This is a genomic window from Actinacidiphila rubida (assembly GCF_900110255.1).
Classification (GTDB): domain Bacteria; phylum Actinomycetota; class Actinomycetes; order Streptomycetales; family Streptomycetaceae; genus Actinacidiphila; species Actinacidiphila rubida.
Genome location: NZ_FODD01000033.1, coordinates 1 through 18,367, shown reverse-complemented (window position 1 = coordinate 18,367; position 18,367 = coordinate 1). Strand labels below are relative to the sequence as shown.

15 protein-coding genes are annotated in these 18,367 nt (G+C 72.9%); 1 reads left to right on the top strand and 14 read right to left on the bottom strand.

Annotated features, from left to right (window positions below; genetic code table 11):
* Positions 1-57: 57 nt before the first annotated feature.
* The 13 genes from BMW99_RS28320 to BMW99_RS28265 all read right to left on the bottom strand — a co-directional run bounded on the left by BMW99_RS28320 (position 58) and on the right by BMW99_RS28265 (position 12,900).
* Positions 58-993: an aromatic prenyltransferase gene (locus tag BMW99_RS28320; protein WP_069463857.1), complete on the bottom strand. Its 936-nt coding sequence runs from the start codon at positions 991-993 to the stop codon at positions 58-60.
* 128 nt (positions 994-1,121) lie between these two features.
* A complete protein-coding gene (locus BMW99_RS28315) occupies positions 1,122-2,189 on the bottom strand; it encodes a methyltransferase (protein ID WP_176735502.1) in 1,068 nt (355 codons plus the stop codon).
* Between the two features lie 215 nt (positions 2,190-2,404).
* The gene (locus tag BMW99_RS40875) at positions 2,405-2,653 is read right to left on the bottom strand and encodes a DUF6059 family protein (protein ID WP_075017796.1); all 249 of its coding nucleotides are present in this window, start codon (positions 2,651-2,653) and stop codon (positions 2,405-2,407) included.
* A 75-nt stretch (positions 2,654-2,728) separates the two neighbouring features.
* The gene (locus tag BMW99_RS42725) at positions 2,729-2,857 is read right to left on the bottom strand and encodes a hypothetical protein (protein ID WP_265737210.1); all 129 of its coding nucleotides are present in this window, start codon (positions 2,855-2,857) and stop codon (positions 2,729-2,731) included.
* Between the two features lie 91 nt (positions 2,858-2,948).
* Positions 2,949-3,821 (bottom strand): methylenetetrahydrofolate reductase [NAD(P)H], encoded by an 873-nt coding sequence (gene metF / locus BMW99_RS28305; protein ID WP_075017795.1) that lies wholly within the window; start codon positions 3,819-3,821, stop codon positions 2,949-2,951.
* Positions 3,818-4,804, bottom strand: a complete 987-nt coding sequence (locus BMW99_RS28300; protein WP_069465380.1) for a carbohydrate kinase family protein — start codon at positions 4,802-4,804, stop codon at positions 3,818-3,820. The genes metF and BMW99_RS28300 overlap by 4 nt, the downstream gene beginning before the upstream one ends.
* 102 nt (positions 4,805-4,906) lie before the next feature.
* On the bottom strand, positions 4,907-6,118 hold the full coding sequence (gene metK / locus BMW99_RS28295) for a methionine adenosyltransferase (RefSeq protein WP_069465381.1): 1,212 nt from the start codon (positions 6,116-6,118) through the stop codon (positions 4,907-4,909).
* Positions 6,119-6,285: 167 nt separating this feature from the next.
* On the bottom strand, positions 6,286-7,878 hold the full coding sequence (locus BMW99_RS28290) for a class I adenylate-forming enzyme family protein (RefSeq protein ID WP_069465382.1): 1,593 nt from the start codon (positions 7,876-7,878) through the stop codon (positions 6,286-6,288).
* A 197-nt stretch (positions 7,879-8,075) separates the two neighbouring features.
* Positions 8,076-8,687, bottom strand: coding sequence for an NAD(P)H:quinone oxidoreductase (gene wrbA, locus BMW99_RS28285; protein WP_075017821.1), 612 nt, complete (start codon positions 8,685-8,687; stop codon positions 8,076-8,078).
* Positions 8,688-8,891: 204 nt separating this feature from the next.
* Positions 8,892-9,992, bottom strand: a complete 1,101-nt coding sequence (locus tag BMW99_RS28280) for a class I SAM-dependent methyltransferase (protein ID WP_079176209.1) — start codon at positions 9,990-9,992, stop codon at positions 8,892-8,894.
* On the bottom strand, positions 9,989-11,149 hold the full coding sequence (locus BMW99_RS28275) for a DegT/DnrJ/EryC1/StrS family aminotransferase (protein ID WP_075017794.1): 1,161 nt from the start codon (positions 11,147-11,149) through the stop codon (positions 9,989-9,991). Before BMW99_RS28275 ends, BMW99_RS28280 begins: the two co-directional genes overlap by 4 nt.
* 3 nt (positions 11,150-11,152) lie before the next feature.
* Complete coding sequence (locus tag BMW99_RS28270) at positions 11,153-11,728, bottom strand: cupin domain-containing protein (protein WP_075017820.1); 576 nt, start codon at positions 11,726-11,728, stop codon at positions 11,153-11,155.
* Positions 11,729-11,856: 128 nt separating this feature from the next.
* On the bottom strand, positions 11,857-12,900 hold the full coding sequence (locus BMW99_RS28265; RefSeq protein ID WP_176735674.1) for a type III polyketide synthase: 1,044 nt from the start codon (positions 12,898-12,900) through the stop codon (positions 11,857-11,859).
* Positions 12,901-14,691: 1,791 nt separating this feature from the next.
* On the opposite strand from BMW99_RS28265, the gene BMW99_RS28260 reads away from it, so the two are divergent.
* Positions 14,692-15,513, top strand: coding sequence for an AfsR/SARP family transcriptional regulator (locus tag BMW99_RS28260; protein WP_075017793.1), 822 nt, complete (start codon positions 14,692-14,694; stop codon positions 15,511-15,513).
* A 1,794-nt stretch (positions 15,514-17,307) separates the two neighbouring features.
* Here BMW99_RS28260 and BMW99_RS28255 read toward each other — a convergent pair.
* Entirely contained in the window at positions 17,308-18,153 is an 846-nt protein-coding gene (locus tag BMW99_RS28255) for an AfsR/SARP family transcriptional regulator (protein WP_069463362.1), read from the bottom strand.
* Between the last annotated feature and the right edge of the window lie 214 nt (positions 18,154-18,367).

Below are 18,367 nucleotides of genomic sequence, written 5' to 3'. Positions count from 1 at the left end.
ACCAACACCCCGGTCGCCGCGGCCCGCCCGGTCAGGGGGCGGGCCGCGACGCCGTGGTCACTTGCCCGCGGCCGCCTGCTCGGCCGCCAGCCGCTCGAACGTGGCGGCCAGCGGCAGGGAGTTCCAGAACGCCGCCGGCCGGCGGAAGTACGCCCCGAGCTTGTGGTACTCCTCACCGCGGGTGATCGTCGCGCCGTAGACCAGGACCCGCGCGCCGCCGTACTCGTAGGGCGCGTTGCGCGCGAACGTGGCGATCTCGGGGTGCAGCGTGGTCGGGTAGGCGCTCTGGTCCGGGGAGACCGCCGAGAAGCAGATCCGCTTGATCTGGCTGGAGTCCCAGCTGTAGGTGGGGTAGATCGAGAACGAGTTGGGGATGAACTCCAGCAGATCCGGGCTGGGCGCCGGCAGTTCCAGGTCCTCCAGCAGGTCCAGCGCCAGCTTCTGGTCGACCGGCGCGGCCATGAAGTACACGTTCATCGTCTGGCTCAGGTAGTCGATCCCCACGATCGAGATCCGGTCGTCCATGCCGTTGCGGGCGAACGCGGCGGCGTGCTCGGCCACCGACGGCGGCATCGAGTCGATCTCGGCGAGCTTGGACAGCGACCCCAGCTCGTCCAGCGGGAAGAACACGTACGTCTTCTTGAACCCGCCGACCACGCCGGCCTCGACACCGAAGAAGCTGACCCGGCAGTGCTCGGCGATGTCGGCGCCCAGCCGGCCCGCCGGGTGGTCGTCGGCCTCCAGCAGCCCGTTGGCCACCGCGATCTTGTACGGGTCGCCGATCTCGGTCGGCACGGTGAAGTTGTAGTCGATGTCGCCGCGGTAGCGCTCACCGCCGGCCATCGCCAGCACCACCACCGACTCCTCCGAGACCCCCTCGCCGAACGCGCCCAGCACCTGCTGGACCTTCTCCCGCGAACAGGGGACCCCCAGCAGCCCGGACGCCTCCTCGATGGCCGCGTAGACCGCTTCCGTTTTCGATGCTCCAGGCATTGATCCTCCAAGGTCCCAGGGTGGTCGAACGATCAGTGGTGCCGTCGCGGGCGGCACCAGAGGGCGCGGCGCGGCGCGACAGGTGCGAGGTGACGCGGCGGCCCGCGGCAGCCGCGGCGGGCGGGGGTTCAGGCGGGCTTGACCGCCGAGACGACCGCCTCGACGGTCAGGGCGTGCGGCGGCAGGTCGGCCGGGTCGTCGGTGGCGGCCTGGGTGACGGTGAAGCCGCACTCGGTGAACCACGACGCCCACGTCGACAGCTTCTGCGGGCCGCCTTGGCCCATCGCGCAGCCGATGAAGAAACTCGGATAGAAGTCGACGGTGTAGTTCTCGCGGTCGCCGACGTCCTCGGGGAAGACCGGCACCAGCGCGTGGACCTGCGCGCCGGGCTCCAGCGCGTCGTACACCCCGGTCAGGATCCGCAGCACGTCCTGCCGGTCGAACATCGGCAGGAAGTGCTTGATCAGCACCACGTCGTATCCGGTGGGCACGTGCGCGAACACGTCACCGCCGATGAACGAGCAGTGCTCGCCCACGTCGTGGGCCCGGAAGTTGGCCAGCGTCTGCTGCTCCTTGTCGGGCAGGTCGAACGTGGTGACGTGAAGGCCCTTGCCCGCGTGCGCCTTGTAGGTGTGGATCGCTCCCATGCCGGTGTTCCCGGCCAGGTCCAGCACCCGCGCCCCGTCGGGGATCTCGAACGTCGACAGGAACCACGGATCGACGTGCCCGGTGACGGTGTCCATCAGCTTCGCCCACGGCTCACGCAGCTGCGGCAGCCCGGCCAGCGCCTGATACAGGTCGCCGTCCACACCGAAGAGCTCCTTGAGCCCGACCACCGAACTCGAACGCACCGACTCCGTCAGGTAGTACAGCTGCCGCAGCGTGACCGCCTTGATCATCCCGAAGTCCGCCAGGACGCTGTCCCACTGCTCACCGGGCACCTGCGCCAGACCCGCCAGGCGGTACCCGCCGTCCGCGTCCTGCGCGACGAAGCCCTCCTTGACCGGCAGCAGCAGCAACTGCTCCACCGCCGCCGGCCGGGCACCGGTGACCTTCGCCAACTGCCCCGCGGACAGCCCCGGCTGCTCCCGCAGCGCGTCGATGACGCCCAACTCCACGCAGCTGAGCAGCGTCATGAACCGCGACGGGCCGACCAGGTACTCGCGCAACCGCTGCAGCGCGGCATCAGGCGTCATGAGCCCTCTCCTTGTACTCGACAACACCGTGACCAACAGGCAGGACCAACAGGCAAAAAAGGCAGCAGGCAGGAACCGGCCGGCACAGCCGGCACACCCGACAGCACGCGCAACCGACACGCGCGGTGGCGGGCGCAACCGGCGCGCGCAGTGGCGGGCGGGCCCGGGCGGGTGGGGCGGCGGCACGCTTGGGGGTGGCGCCGGGGGTGGGGCCTCTAGCGGTAGCGGGAGGGCCACAGTTCGCGGGCCAGCCGCAGTTCGGTCTCGCTGAGCACGCCCGGCTCCAGCAGCTGCTCCGGATGCGCCGGCGGCGGCCCGCTGAACTCCGATCCCGCGCCCAGGGCGGCCGACGGATCGGCCGGCGAGGCGGTCACCACGGTGCCGGGCGCGGTCGGGTCGGGCAGGCCCAGGTGCATCGCCCCGAACGCCTGCAGCGCCCGGCCCACCGCCCGCAGCACCGCCACCGGCCACGGGCACCGCCGGTGCCCGGCCCGCCTCACCGCCGCCCCCCACGACCGCCCCGCACGGGGGTGGGGGGGTCAGTCGATGCCGCGCACCAGGTGGGGTTCGGCCAGCTCGTCGTCGTCGATCCCGGCCAGGTGCAGGGGCGGGGCGAGGTCGGTGCTGTCGGGGTTGCGCCTGGGCTGGTCGTCGTCACCGTCGTGCACCTTCTCCTCCATCGGGTCGCGAAGCGAACGGGAACATCCGCCCCCGCACCGCGCCGGCCGGACCCGGCCGGACCCGTCAGGGGAAGGGGGGTCAGGCGGCGGGCAGTGCGGCAAGGGCGGGGCGGGCGGAAAGGACGTTGCGGTGGATGTCCACCGCGGTGGGGGCGGTGTTCAAGGTGATGTAGTGCAGGCCCGGCACGCCTTCGTCGAGCAGGCGGGTGGCCATCGCGGTGGCGTGGCGCACGCCGACGGCCCGGCCGGCGGCCGGGTCGCCGGCCGCCGCGTGCAGTTGCGCGGCCAGGCCGGGCGGGAAGACGGCGCTGGACAGCTGGGCGAAGCGGGCGATCTGCCGGTAGTCGGTGGCCGGCATGATCTCCGGGATGATCGGGGTGTGGCAGCCGGCCGCGGTCACCGCGTCCCGCAGCCGCAGGTAGTCCTCGACGCGGAAGAACATCTGCGTGATCGCGTAGTCGGCGCCGGCCCGGCACTTGGCCACGAAGTGCGCCACGTCCTGCTCGAAGGACGGCGAACGCGGGTGCTTCTCGGGGAAGGCGGCGACCCCGATGCGGAAGTCGCCCAGGTCCCGCAGCAGTTCCACCAGCTGGTAGGCGTAGGTCAGGCCCTGCGGGTGGGGATGCCAGGGCCCGGCGGGATCGCCGGGCGGATCACCGCGCAGGGCCAGCACGTCGCGGATGCCGCCGGCGGCCAACTGCCCGGCGATGTGCCGCAGTTCGGCGACCGAGTGGCCGACGGCGGTCAGGTGCGCGACCGGCCGCAGCGTGGTGTGCGCGGCGATCGCCTCGGTCAGTGCCAGGGTCCGCACCCGTGAGGAGCCGCCCGCGCCGTAGGTGACGGACACGAAGTCCGGGCGCAGGCACTCGATCCGGCGGATCGTCTCCCACAGCCGGGCGGTGCCGGCGTCGGTCTTGGGCGGGAAGAACTCGAAGGAGAACGTGGGCCTCACGGCGCGCCGCCCAGCGCCGGCTCGATCGCCCGCGCGGCCGCCGGCCCGTAGGCGGCGGCCAGCTTCTGGCTCAGGTCCCCGGCCGCCAGCTTGTACTCCTGGGTGCCCACCGACTCCAGGACCGTGGTGGCCATCGCGCAGCCCAGCATCGCCGCGTGCGGCTGCCGCAGGCCGGCCGCGACAGCGGCCAGGAACCCGGCGCGGAAGGCGTCGCCGGCGCCGGTGGGGTCGGCGACCGCCGCGCACGGCACGGCCGGCAGGTGGGTGTCGGGCTCGCCGTGGGCGGCCAGGCGCACCCCGTCCGGGCCGAGCGTGGTGATCCACGTCCCGACCCGCTGGAGGATCTCGCCGGCGCTCCAGCCGCTGCGCTCGACCAGCAGCGCCGCCTCGTAGGCGTTGGTGAACAGCCACCGCGCGCCGTCGACCAGGTCACGGACCTGGCCGCGGTCCAGGCGGGCCAGTTGCTGCGAGGGATCGGCGGCCAGCTGCGCACCCAGCCGGCGGGCGGCCGCGGTGTGCGCGAGCATCGCCTGCGGGTCGTCCGCGCCGACCAGCACCACGTCCACTCCCCCGGCGCCGGCCGCGACCTGTTCCAGGTCGATGCGGGAGGCCTCGGCCATCGCCCCGGCGTAGAACGTGGCGATCTGGTTCTGGTCGCGGTCGGTGGTGCACACGAACCGCGCCGTGTGCAGGCTCGCGCTGACCCGTACCGCGCAGGTGTCCACCCCCGCCGCGGCCAGCCACTGCCCGTACTCGCCGAAGTCGACCCCGGCCGCGCCCACCAGCAGCGGCGCGTCCACCCCGAGACGGGCCAGCGCGAACGCGATGTTCGCCCCCACCCCGCCGCGCCGCACCACCAGGTCGTCGGCCAGGAACGACAACGACACCCGCTCCAACTGCCCCTCGATCAGCTGCTCGGAGAACCGCCCCGGGAAGACCATCAGATGGTCCGAGGCGATCGATCCGGTCACCGCGATACGCAACGCCAGCAACTCCCTCGACCGCACCACACAACACGACAGGACAGGACAGGGCGCACACGTGCGCCGCACACCGCACGGGCGGGCCGGCGGGCCGGCCGGGGGTCATGCGGCGCCGGCGGCGGCCTTGAGCGCGTCCACGCGGTCGGTGCGCTCCCAGGTGAAGTCCGGCAGGTCCCGGCCGAAGTGGCCGTAGGCGGCGGTCGCGGCGTAGATGGGGCGCAGCAGGTCCAGGTCGCGGATGATCGCGGCCGGCCGCAGGTCGAAGACCTCGCCGATGGCGTGCTCGATGCGCTCCACCGGCACGGTCGCGGTGCCGAAGGTCTCCACGAACAGGCCGACCGGTTCGGCCTTGCCGATCGCGTAGGCGACCTGGACCTCGCAGCGCGCCGCCAGGCCCGCGGCGACGACGTTCTTGGCGACCCAGCGCATCGCGTAGGCGGCCGAGCGGTCGACCTTGGAGGGGTCCTTGCCGGAGAACGCGCCGCCGCCGTGGCGGGCCATGCCGCCGTAGGTGTCGATGATGATCTTGCGGCCGGTCAGGCCCGCGTCGCCCATCGGGCCGCCGATCTCGAACCGGCCGGTGGGGTTGACCAGCAGCGTGTAGCCGTCGGTGTCCAGCTTGATGCCGTCCTCGGCCAGCTGGTGCAGGACGTGTTCCACGACGTGCTCGCGCACGTCGGGCACCAGCAGGGCGTCCAGGTCGATGTCGGCGGCGTGCTGGGAGGAGACCACCACGGTCTCCAGGCGCACCGGCCGGCCCTGGTGGTACTCGATGGTCACCTGCGTCTTGCCGTCGGGGCGCAGGTAGGGCACGGTGCCGTCCTTGCGGACCTGCGTCAGGCGGCGTGAGAGGCGGTGTGCCAGCTCGATCGGCAGCGGCATCAGCGCGGGCGTCTCGTCGCAGGCGTACCCGAACATCAGGCCCTGGTCGCCGGCGCCCTGGCGGTCCAGCTCGTCGCCGGCGCCGCCCACCCGCGTCTCGTAGGCGGCGTCCACGCCCTGCGCGATGTCCGGGGACTGCGACCCGATCGAGACCGACACCCCGCACGAGGCGCCGTCGAAGCCCTTGGCCGAGGAGTCGTAGCCGATCCCCAGGATGGTCTGGCGCACCAGCGAGGCGATGTCGGCGTAGGCGGTGGTGGTCACCTCGCCGGCGATGTGGACCTGCCCGGTGGTGATCAGCGTCTCCACCGCCACCCGCGAGGCCGGGTCGGCGGCCAGCAGCGCGTCCACGATGGCATCGCTGATCTGATCGGCGATCTTGTCGGGGTGGCCCTCGGTCACGGACTCCGAAGTGAACAGGCTGCGGGACATGGCCCTCTCCAAACCGAAACACGAAACGGACGGAACGGCACGTGCGTGGGACTGCATCGCCCCCGCCCCCCGTGTGGGGTCCGGCCCGCGCATCGGCGGGCGGGGCGCCACCAGGGGGCCGGGGCGATGCAGTGGGGTGCAGCAGGATGCAGGGGGGGTTGCGGGGGTCAGGCGTCGTCGCCGGTGAGTTGCTGCTTGAGGCGGTCGGCCAGGGCCAGGCGCTGGACCTTGAGGGTGGCGGTGCGGGGCAGTTCGGCCTGCGGGATCTGCACGGGGTCGGCCAGTTGCGGGAACGCGGTGACCGCGGCGCGCCAGCGCTCCACGTCCAGGGGTGCGTCGTCGCGGGTGCAGATCACCGGGATGGCCTGGCCGTCGGGGCCCTGGACCACGGCCAGTTCGCTGAGTTCGGGCAGCCGCGCCAGGACCAGGTCCTCGATCTCCAGGGAGCTGCGCACCCCGGGGATCATGTCGACCTCCCGGTCGAGCATGTGCAGGCAGCCCACGCGGGTGAAGTAGCCGACGTCGCCGGTGCGCCACCACGCGCCGTCGCGGTTGGCGTCGTAGCGGTCCTGCTCGGCGTAGTAGGTCTTGGCCAGGGCCGGCCAGGCCACCTCGATGAAGCCGGGGTTGGCCGGTGAGGGGCGCTTGCCGTCGCGGGCCACCACCCGCACCTTGGCCGCGCCCAGCGGCATCCGCCAGCCCACGCAGCGGCCGTTGGCCTTGTGCGCGGAGGAGCGGAAGTAGGCGCGGCCGACCGCGGGGCCGACCTCGCTCTGCCCGTAGATCTGGAAGAACAGGGCGCCGCGCCGCTGGGAGGACTTCAGCAGCCGGCTCATCGTGCCCGGGTGGATCGCGTCGAACGTCGAGGAGAAGTACTTCACCGACGCGAACGGGCGCCGCGGGTCGTCGGCCAGGTGCTGCCAGTCCATCAGCGAGTTCGGCAGCGCCTCGATCAGGCCCGGCCGGTGCGCGAGGAAGAAGTCGGCGGCCGCGGCCGGTTCACCGTCGTTCATCAGCAGCACCGGCCAGCCCTTGACCAGCGCCAGCGCCATCGCCGCGACCATCCGCGAGTGGACGAAGGAGATGTGGATCGCGACGGTCTCCCGCTTGCGGATCAGGCCCAGCAGCCGCCACTGCGGCTTCAGGCGCAGGCCCTGCGTGCGGGGGGTGTGCACGACCAGCTTGGGGATGCCGGTCGTGCCGGAGGTGTGGGTGATCACCGCCGCCTCGTCGATGGGCCGCTGCACCGGCGCCACCGGCGCGGAGCCGGCCAGGTCCGCCAGCGAGACCGCGCCCGGATACGACCCGGCCACCACGATCACCCGCCGGGCCAGGCCCGGCGCGCCGGCCTCGGCCAGGCCGCCGTGCAGCTTGTGCTCGTCGGTCAGCAGGTTCGGCTGTCCCAGCCGCCGCATCAGCGCCGCGACCGTGGCCGCGTTCAGCCCCGGCGAGAGCATCACCGGCACCGCGCCGATCCGCGACAGCGCGCACGCCAGCACCCACATGTCGGCGTTCGCCCGCTTGTGGACCACCACATGGTCGTCGGCCCGTACCCCGGCCGCCGCCAGCCGCGCCGACAGGTCCTCGACGATCTTCGCCAGCGCGGCCGCCGTCAACTCCCGGCCCGCGTCCGGCAACACGTCCAGATCATGGTCCAGCGTGATCGGCGTCGACGGATCGACCGCCGCCGCCATCGCCGGCAGCAGGCCGATATGAAGACCGCGCTGCTGTATCGATCGGTAAGCCGTGGCGCTCTTCATCGCACAGTCTCCTTTACGACTCGACGAACAACCCCCCCTTTTTTTCGGCCCGGTGACACACGGCCGGGCCGAAAAAAGGGGGGGCACAAGGTCACGCACCAGGTCACGCGCCAGGTCACTCACAGCGGTCACCAGCTGGTGGCCGCGGCCACCGGGCGGGGGGGTGTGCACCGCCCGGTGGCGGGCCGGGAAGGGGTTCAGGCCTGGCGGCCGGCCTTCAGCGCGGCGGCGGTGTCCACCACGCGGCGGGCCTGGTGGCGGGCCGCGGTCAGGATCTCCTCGGTGGGCGCACCGGTCCCCGCGATGTGCGAGGTGCCGTAGGGGTTGCCGGTCTGGAACTGGATCGGGTCGGTGTAGCCGGGCGGCACGATGATCCCGCCCCAGTGGTAGAAGGTGTTGCTCAGCGCCAGGATCGTCGACTCCTGGCCGCCGTGCGCGGTCCCGGAGGCGCAGAACGCCGAGAACACCCGCCCGGCCAGGCCGCCTTGCTGCCACAGGCCGCCGGCGGTGTCCATGAACGCCTTCAGCTGGCTGGCGACGTTCCCGAACCGCGTCGGCGTCCCGAACAGCACCGCGTCCGCCCAGCTCAGGTCGTCCAGCGACGCCTCCTGGACCCCGGCGGTGTCCTTCAGGTGCTGCGCCCAGGCCGGGTTGGAGTTGACCGCCTCCGGCGGCGCCAGCTCCCGCACCTTGCGCAACCGCACCACCGCACCGGCCTTCTCCGCACCCTCGGCGGCGGCCTGGGCCAGCGTGTGGACCGTCCCGGTGGAGCTGTAGTAGACAATCGCGACGTTCACGGCAGTCATCAGCGACATCCCTTTCATGGGTAACAAGCCAACGAAACACACGGGCAGGCCCGCCCCGCCCGGCCTGCGCCGGCACACCCCCGGCCGGCACCGACCACCCACCGGCGAACAGGCCCGTGGGCTGCGTGGGCTGCGTGGGCCGGCGGGCGCGGGCCGGCAGCAGGCCGGCGGGGCGGGCGGGGCGGCGGGGCGGGCGGGGTGGGTGGGTCAGCGGGCGACGACGAGGGTCGCGGGCGGTGCGCTGTGCAAGGTGATGTCCGTGAAGCCGGCCTTGGTCAGCCAGTCGCGGTAGTCCTGGGCGCGCCAGGTGCTGCCCTGATGGCTCTTCAGGAGCATCTCGGAGGCGAAGATCAGCGGGAAGCCGGGGCCGGTGCGGTCGTCGTCGACGACGTAGTCGCACACCAGCAGCGCGCCGCCGGGCTTGAGGGCGCGGCGCAGGCGGGTGAAGACCTCGGTGTTGGCCTGCGGGCCCTCCTGGTGCGCGATGTGGGAGTAGACCGCCAGGTCGTAGCCGCCGCTGCCGAAGTCGGTGGTGTGGAAGTCGCCGTCGATGCAGGTGAACCGGTCGCCCAGGCCGCGTTCGTCCATCAGCCGCCGCGCGATCGCGTTGATCGGCTGCCAGTCCAGCTGCACCGCCCGGGCCTGCGCGTTGGCCGCCAGCCACACCGCGGAGTAGATGCCCGAGCCGCCGCCGACGTCCAGGATCGTGATCGGCCCGGCCTGCTCGATGCCCAGCACCGTGGTGGCCAGCCGTGCGGCCGGCACCGACTGCGGGGCGATCGCCTTGACCAGTTCCTGCCAGTGCGGATTGTCCGCGACCTCCACCACCGCGTCGGTGATCGGGCCGCCGGCCGCGACCACCTGCGGCAGATCGGTCAGCGCACCCATGTGCGCCAGCTTCAGCTTCGCGAACGCGCTCAGGCTGACCGCGCTGTCCTCCACCAGATAGGTCGCCGCCTCCGCGGTGTTGCGGTACACGCCCGCCTCGACCCTCACCAGGCCCACACTGACCAGCCCGTCCAGCAGGGTCTGCGCACCACGCTCGGAGATCCCCGCACGGCCGGCGACCTGCGCCGCGTCCCGCGCGCCTTGCGCAAGATGCGTGAACACCCGGTGGCTGGCGGCCGCCCCCAAGACCCCGGTCGCCCAGTAGCCGTTGATCAGCCGCAGCACCCGGTCCGGGTCCGGCACACCCCCGCCCGGCGCCGCGTCGAACAAAGCGCCGCCGGCCGGCACAGCCGTGCCCTCATCGGTGACGGCGGTCTGGTGGGCGGAGGCGGGGTGGGTGGTGGCGGGGTGGGTGGTCATGCTGCCCCTCCCAGGGCGTGGGTGGTGGTGCCGGCGTGTGCGTGCACGGCGCTGATCAGGGCGCCGGCGACCTGCTCGACCTGCTCGTCGGTCAGCTCGGCGTGCATGGGGATGGCCAGGTTGCGGGCGAACAGGTCCGCCGAGACCGGGCAGGACTGCTTCGCGTCGAAGACCGGCTGCAGATGGCTGGCCCACGCGCCGTGCCCGCAGCCGATGCCCTTGCCCCGCAGTTCCGCGGCGACCGCCGCACGGTCGACCGCCGGGTCCAGCGTGACCAGGTAGGACTGCCAGGCGTGCGTGCGGTCGCCGGGCACGTGCGGCAGCGACAGCAGGTCCTGCCCGCCCAGCAGCCGCCCGTAGGCGGCCGCGACCTTGTTGCGGCGCTCCAGCAGCTCACCGATCCGGTCCAGCTGCACCGACAAGATCGCCGCGGCGATGTCGGAGAGCTTGAAGTTGTAGCCGATCTCGGTGAACTGCGGCACCGGCAGGCCCACGACCTTGCCCATCTCGAAGATGCTGCCGATCCCGAACGAGGACCGCAGCCGCGCGTCCTGGCCGATCCGCGCGTCGGCGGCCAGCAGCGCACCGCCCTCACCGCACGTGGCGCCCTTGCGGCCGTGGAAGGACAGGCAGCCCACCTCGGCCAGCGCGCCCGCGTCCGCGCCCTGATACGTCGCGCCCACCGCGCACGCGGCGTCCTCCACGACGAACAGGCCGTGCCGGTCGGCGATCTCCTGCAGCGGCGCGTAGTCCGCGGGCAGCCCCAGGGTGTCGACCGCGATCACCCCGACGGTCTTGTCGGTGACCAGGTCCGCGACCGCCTGCGGATCGATCGTGCCGGTCTCGGGCCGCACATCGGCGAACACCGGCACCGCGTCCAGATACCGCACCGCCTGCGCCGGCGCGGGGAAGGTGTAGTCCGCGACGATCACCTCGTCACCGGGCGTGACACCCAGCGCCATCAACGCCAGATGCAGCGCGGCACCGCAGTTGGAGACCGCCACCGCGTCCGAGACCCGGTAACGCGCCGCCAGCTGCGCCTCCAGCGCCTTGCCCGCCGGACCCTGCCCGGCCGGCCAGCCACCGGCGAACACCTCCGCGACCGCCGCCAGCTCCCGCTCACCCAAACTCGCATGCACCAGGGGAATCGATTCCATCGGTCACATCCCTCCCGTCCCGCCGGTGCCCGCCGCCCCCGCGCCGGCGGCCGCCGGCGTCGGCGGCGCGAACCGCAACGGCGTGATCTGCTCCACGTCATAACGGCGCCGCATCGCGGCCACCGCCTCCGGATCCACCGCCCCGCCCCGCCCCCAGATCTCCGCGATCTCCTCGAAGTACCGCTCGTGATCAGGCGAGGGAAAACACGTGAACAACATCCGCGCCGGCACATCCCCGGCATTACGGAACGCGTGCGGCGTGTGCGACGGCACGAACATGCACGCCCCCGCCCCCGCCCGCACCACACCCTCATCGGCGTCCGCGGCACGCCACCGGTGCCAGTCGCTGTCCGTGCGCTGCGCCGGCTCGAACGCCAGCAACTCCAGCTCACCCTCGAGGACGTAGAAGAACTCCTGCGACCGCGCATGCACATGCGCACCCACATCGAAACCCGCCGGCACCACCACCTCGAACACCGACACCGACGAGCCCTGCTCCCCCGTCGCCTTGAACGTCACCTCCTGCGCCGGCGTCACCAACCTGCGCCCCGCACCCGCGGGCAGCACCAGACCCGTCACCCACCTCACCCCTTCATCAACCGACACCGCCGACAACACAGCCCCCCACCCCCCGGGGGGGCCGTACCGCGCCGGCTCAACACCGCGCGGGGCCGAAAAAAAGGGGGGGTTGGGGGCGGCAGGGCAGGTCAGGCCCAGGTGCCCAACGCCATCTCGGCGGTGATACCCGGACCGAACCCGGCGATCAGACCCGTGGCACCCGCCTGCGGGGTGTCCTCCTCGAACAACCGCCGCGCGGCCTCCAGCACCACCGCCGAGGCGATGTTGCCGTAGGACGTCAGCGTCGCCCACGAGTGCCGGAACACGCTCCGGTCGACCTCCAGGAACTTCGCCAGGTCGTCCAGGATCCGCGGCCCGCCGGCGTGCACGATGTAGAAGTCGAGGTTGCCGGCCTCCCAGCTGTGGTCCTTGGCCAGCTCCCGCAGCACCGGCGCCAGCGGCTCCATCGTGCCCGGCACCCGCCGGTCCAGCTGGAAGTGGAAACCGGTGTCCCGCACCGCGTAGGAGATCCAGTCCTCGGTGTCCGGGATCAGGTACGAGGCATTGCGTTCCAACTCGATCCCCGTACCACCGCTGCCCCGCACGCACGCGGCCGCGACCGCGTCGCCGAACAGCCCGTCCGACAGCAGCGAACCGATGTCGTCAGCGGTCGGCTGGTAGCACAGCGAGCACAACTCGCAGCTGACGATCAGCACATTGCTGCCCGGATGCGCCATGCAGAAGTCGTGCGCCCGGTTGATCGCCGCACCACCGGCCGCGCAACCCAGCTGCGCGATCGGGATCTGCCGCGTGTCGGACCGGAAACCCATCTTGTTGATCAGCCACGCCGTCAGCGACGGCATCATGAACCCCGTGCACGACACATAGATGATCACATCGATGTCACGTGCCGTCAGCTCCGCGTTCGCCAACGCCTCCTCGATCACCGCGGGAGTGCGCTTCTTCGACTCCACCTCGTAGATCCGGTTGCGCTCCTCGAAACCCGGATGCCGCAGCGTCTCCTCGATCGGCTGCACAAGATGCCGCTTCTTCACCCCCGTGTTTCGAATCAGCCGAAGCGCCAGCGGAAGCTGCGGCTTGCCGGCATGCGCCTTCTCGGCAAACTCCAGCGTCTCTTCCACCGTGATGACATGTTCCGGCGCATGCATAGCCGGCTTGCATAGCCTCGCCATTATCCGGAATCCACTTCTTCTCGACAGCACGGGCAGTGGAACCACCAACCAGCCACCCCCACCCCCCGCACACCCCCACCCCCACCCACCCCCCGGCACCCCCGGGCACCCCGGCACCCCGGCATCCCGCCCGCCCGCCCGCCCGCCCAGGACCCCACCACCCCGCCCGACAGACAAGCAGGCGACAGCAGGGCACCCGGAACACGGGCACACGGACAACCAACCGGGAAAACCGAAGACACCACAGGAAAGAAAGGAAGGAAGAAAGGAAGGGAAGACGACGGGCGGTGACAGGCACCAGGAACGGCGGATCAGGCCGACGGACAAAGACCCCCGCAACCACGGCCGCAACCGCAACCACACCGGACGGCACCATCAACCGCACCGGCAACAACCATCAAAACCCAGCGGGATGGCGCCCCGAACGGGATGATCAACGGGATCAGTCGACCGAGGGGAGCGCCCTCGCGTTCACGCCTGCGACCGACCGGCGAACCCTCCGCCGCGTCAACCCACTGCCACCGCACATGTTTTCGGGCAGGGAAGGCGTGCGGAAATCGTGACACTGACAGCACTCCCACGCCAAGACCACCACTAAGTGACGTAGGTCACACAACCGTTCACCAGCCCACACCCCACCCACACCCCCCAGCCCCCACCCGGCCCCGCCCTCCCGGCCCCGGCCCCACTCCCGGCCCCGGCCCCGGCCCCGGCCCCGGCCCCGGCCCCGGCCAACACCCGCGCAGCCACGGACAGCCGGGCCGTCGGGCAGCCACGGACAGCCGGGCCCCGGGCCGGCCCGCACACGGGACGGCCCGGAGCCGGGGGCCGGAGGCCGGTTCAGGCGGCCGGCCTTCGCGCGAGCACCGGGTCAACGCAACCGAGGATGGCGGGGCTTGGCGGGACGCGGACGGCAACACGCCCGCGGGCGCCAGGCCCTGACCCGACGCCGACCCCGGCAAGGCCCGCGGGCGCGGGCCCTCGCGCGGCACACGGCGCCACCGCGGCGCGCGCGGGCCGGCCGCGGGCCGGCGGGGCGGTGGGGCGAACGGGTGCGCGCGGGACGGCCGTTCGCGGAAGGCGGGGCGAACGGGTGCGCGCGGGACGGCCGTTCGCGGGGGGGCGGTGGGGTCGCCGCGTGCGGGTGGGCCGTTCGCGGGGGCGATTGCGGGTGGGGCCGGTGTGGACTGTGGGCGCGGTGGGGATGGTGGGGGCGGGCGGGTGGTTCGACGCCGCGGCCGGGATCGATGCCAGGGGCGGTCAGGGGAGGCTGGACCTCGCCTCGTAGTCCTCTCAACGCCCCGCGGCGCCACGCCGGTCCACGTGTCCGGGACGGCCCGCGGCGCGGTCGCGTGCGCCTGCGCCGGGCCCTGGGGCAGGGATCGTGAAGGGGCCGGCGCCCGGGGACGGCCGCGGGCAACAACCGGCGGCGGCGAGGGGGCGGCGGGCGGGGGCGAGGGGTTGTGGGCGGCGGCCCGGGGCAGGGACCTCGCGTGGACGGCGGCGGCAGGCGGGCGATCAGGGCGCACCCGGGCGCCCGGCACCACGCGTCCCGCACACCCCACCAGGTCACACGCCCCGCGGGCCCCCGCACCGGCCGGTGCCACCGCCCGCTTCGGGACGGCCGCGCTCCAGGAACGCTTGAGGAGCGCTGGTGCCGCTGTCCATGACCGCTGCATGTCTGGTCTCAGGCTGCTTGCGGCCCGCACCGTCCGCGTCACACCCGGGACACCATCTGAAGCCTCGCTACGCTGCGCATCCCAACGGCCACGGAAATGAACGGGAGGAAGTATGAACATCAAGCTGCTGGGTTCACTGGATGCCGAAGTCAACGGAATCTCGATCGTCCCGAGCGCGGGCAAGCCACGTCAGATCCTCGCCCTGCTCGCCCTGCACCCTGGCCGGGTCGTGCCCGTGCCCACCCTGATGGAAGAGGCCTGGGGCACCGAACTGCCCCAAAGCTCCCTGACCACCCTGCAGACCTACATCCTGCAACTGCGCCGGATGCTCGGCGCTGCCATGGGCCCCAAGGTCGCCGCCACCGCCAAGGACGTCCTGGCCACCCGGCACGGCGGGTACCTGCTGCAAATACCCGCCGAAGCCGTCGACGTCTACGTCTACGAACGCCTGATCTCCGAAGGCCAGCAGGCCTTCGAGGACGGCAAGGACACCACCGCCGCCCACCTCCTGCGCCAGGCACTGAACCTGTGGCAGGGCCCCGCACTGGTCGACGTGCGCACCGGCCCCGTCCTGGAGATCGAAGTCCTGCGCCTGGCCCAAAGCCGCCTGGTCGCCCAGGAACGCCGCATCGACGCCGAACTGCGCCTGGGCCGCCACGTCGAAATGATCGCCGAACTCACCGACCTGATCGCCCGCCACCCCCAACACGAAGGCCTCCACTCCCAAGCCATGGTCGCCCTCTACCGCTCCGGCCGGCAGGCCGCCGCCCTCGACGTCTACCGCCGCATGCGACAACGCCTCATCGACGAGCTCGGCGTCGAACCCTCACCCCAACTCCAGCGCATGCACCAAGCCATGCTCGCCGTCGACCCACGACTCGACATCACCGCCGGCCCACGCCGCACCTCCACCTTCGACCTCTACGCCGCCTAACCCCCCACCCCACCCTCCCGCCACCGGCCGCAACGGGACCGGCCCGGAACCGGCACACCACCGGCACCGCGGGAACGCACCACCACACCACGGGGACGAGCCACCACCGCCGAACCACCGACTCGGGGCACTCCGGACCCCACCCGCAAACCACGGGCACACAACCCGGCGTGCGGTTCACGCAGTGGAAACCACCCCCCAGGGAGGGGCAACAGGGCCGGCCGGCGCAGGGGCGGCCGGCCCACACCCCCCACCCCGACACAAACCCACCCACCACAGACACCCGACACCGCGAGCACCGACCTCGGGAGCACCGGGCCACCGGGTCACCGGGTCACCGACCCCGGCCCCGCACGGACGCCGAACCGCCGCAGGCCGCACCCCGGCCCCGCACGGACGCCGAACCGCCGCAGGCCGCACCCCGGCCCCGCACGGACGCCGAACCGCCACAGGCCACGAACCTCGGCCACGCGCCGGCACCCGCGCGCACCCCGCACAGGGCACAGGGCGCAGGGCGCAGGGCGCAGGCCCCCAGGGCCGACACCGCGAAGTCACCACCGCCGACGATCACCGCCCTCATCGCCGGGAGCTGAACACAGCCCGGGACGCAGGCCGGGCAGCGACGAGCCCGGGCCCGACACCCCGCACGCGGACACCCGCCACCCGCGTCCAGGGCCGTCAACTCCCCCTCCCCACAGGCGCAACCGCAGACGGGCACAGACCCAGGCGCGGGCGCGACGTCAGGCGCGGACGTCAGGCGCGGACGTCAGACGCGGACGTCAGACGCGGACGTCAGACGCAGGCGCGGGCGTCCGGGCGGGCACCGCCCCCACCCGCGGTCACCGGGTCCCGGCAGACACCGCAGGGGCAGCGCCGAACAGACACCCACCAGCGGCACACCGCCACCAGCCCCGGCCCCGGCCCCGTGCCGGGACCCCCGGCGCCAGGGATGTCCCGCCGGCACGGCCACCAGCCCCCGAGCGCAGTCGCCGAACTCGCGGGACGCAAAACGCCAGGGCCGACGCCCGCGGTCACAGACCCTTGCGCCACCGCGGCCACCGCCCCGGTGGCGGACGCCGAACCCCACCGGTCGATCCCCCGAGCAAGGGCCCGACGGCAGGGGGGCAGGGGGGCAGGACACGGTCACGCACCTCGCGGACGCCGAAGACACCGCAGACGCCGCAGAGGCCGGCCGGGCAGTCGGCGCCGCGCCGCAGTCACCGCAGAGGCAGGCCGGGCAGTCGGGGCGCGCCGCGGTCACCAGCACACGGTGCAGGCACCAGGGGGCAGGGGCCGTCCGGGGGTGTCGCGCTGTCACGGGCACCCCCGCCCGCACGGGCCGGAACACGCCCGGGGGCGCGCTACCGCACCCGCCCCAGCTGCCGGCGGGCACGAGCGGAGACGGCGACGAACGCGGCAGGCAACGGGAACGCCGGGGCCGACAAGCCGTCACCCCCGGGCATCAGCCACGGCATCGGACCCAAGAGGGCCGCCGGTGTCAGGCCCGGGCGGGCGCGGGGCCGTCCCCGGCATCAGGTGCGCAGGCGAGCCGGGGGGTTGCGGAAGGGGGCCGGGATGGCGGTGCGGGGGCGGATGCGTGCGCGGGCACAGGGCGGACGCGCAGGGGGGCGTGGGAGGCGGGGGCAGGGCGCGGGCCGGGCAGGGCCGTGGCGGGGCCGTGAGGGGCTTGTGACGGGGGTGTGCTGGTGCCGCCGGTGTGCTGGTGCCGCCGGCGCCCCGGGGTCAGGGGGCCGGCGGCATCGGGTGACAGGGTGCGGGGGGCGGGCTGGGTGGTCAGCCGGTGCGGGCGACCAGGCGGCGCGCGGCGGAACCGCCCAGCGGCGGCTCGGGGCGGGCCATCAGGATCGAGCGCTGCAACCGGGCCAGCGCCGGCGACGGCTCCAGGCCCAGCTCCGCGACCAGTGTGGAGCGCAGCCGCTGGTAGACGTCCAGTGCCTCGCCACGCCGCCCCGAGCGGTGCAGGGCCAGCATGAACTGCCCGTGCAGCGACTCGTGCATCCGGTGCTGGTTGACCAGCACCGTCAACTCCGGCAGCAACTCCCGGTGCCGGCCCAGCCGCAGGTCCGCCTCGATCCGCTGGTCCAGCGCGCACAACCGCGCCTCCTCCAGCCGCCGGGCCTCCATCCCGATGCGCAGGCCCACCTGGATGTCGGTCAGGGCCGGACCGCTCCACAACGCCAGCGCCTGCGCCAGCGCCCCGGCCGCCTCGCTGAAGTCCTCGCCGTCCATCGCCCGGTACCCGGCCGCCGCCAGCACCTCGAACCGCCGGTAGTCCACCGTCCCGCCCGTGGTGTTCAACCGGTACCCGCCCGGCACCGTCGCCAGCACTTCCTTGGCCCCGCCGCCACCAGGCGCCCGCGACCCACACCCGGCCGCACCACCTGCCGCCAACGCCTGCTCGATCAACTCCCGCAACTGCAGGATGTAGGTCTGCAACGTCGTACGCGCACTACGCGGAACCTTCGCGCCCCACAACTCCTCCACCAACGCGCCAACCGGAACCACCTGATCAGCGTGCAACGCCAACAACGCCAGGACATGCCGCGGCTTGGGCGCCGTCGGCACGATCGAGACCCCGTTCTCCCGTACGGCAAGCGCACCAAGCACTTCGATATCCATATTATTTCCCCCATGAGTTAGGCGTCAGACCGGACTGAAGCCCACGAGCACGGCATCGCCGGGAACCGTTGCTCTACTGCAGCCTCCGATAAAAAAACAGGCAGCCCAGTTCGTCAATACACGGCGAAAAACACCCCACGCCAACGACGAAAACCAGACACCCCCCAATTCACCCCCCACACCCGCCCCCACCACCCCCCGGCCAGGCCCAACC

Excerpts from the sequence above, each read along its gene's own strand:
- BMW99_RS28320 (WP_069463857.1), bottom strand. The coding sequence starts at position 993 with ATGCCTGGAGCATCGAAAACGGAAGCGGTCTACGCGGCCATCGAGGAG.
- BMW99_RS28315 (WP_176735502.1), bottom strand. The coding sequence starts at position 2,189 with ATGACGCCTGATGCCGCGCTGCAGCGGTTGCGCGAGTACCTGGTCGGC.
- metK (WP_069465381.1), bottom strand. The coding sequence starts at position 6,118 with ATGTCCCGCAGCCTGTTCACTTCGGAGTCCGTGACCGAGGGCCACCCC.
- BMW99_RS28290 (WP_069465382.1), bottom strand. The coding sequence starts at position 7,878 with ATGAAGAGCGCCACGGCTTACCGATCGATACAGCAGCGCGGTCTTCAT.
- BMW99_RS28280 (WP_079176209.1), bottom strand. The coding sequence starts at position 9,992 with ATGACCACCCACCCCGCCACCACCCACCCCGCCTCCGCCCACCAGACC.
- BMW99_RS28275 (WP_075017794.1), bottom strand. The coding sequence starts at position 11,149 with ATGGAATCGATTCCCCTGGTGCATGCGAGTTTGGGTGAGCGGGAGCTG.
- BMW99_RS28265 (WP_176735674.1), bottom strand. The coding sequence starts at position 12,900 with ATGGCGAGGCTATGCAAGCCGGCTATGCATGCGCCGGAACATGTCATC.
- BMW99_RS28260 (WP_075017793.1), top strand. The coding sequence starts at position 14,692 with ATGAACATCAAGCTGCTGGGTTCACTGGATGCCGAAGTCAACGGAATC.
- BMW99_RS28255 (WP_069463362.1), bottom strand. The coding sequence starts at position 18,153 with ATGGATATCGAAGTGCTTGGTGCGCTTGCCGTACGGGAGAACGGGGTC.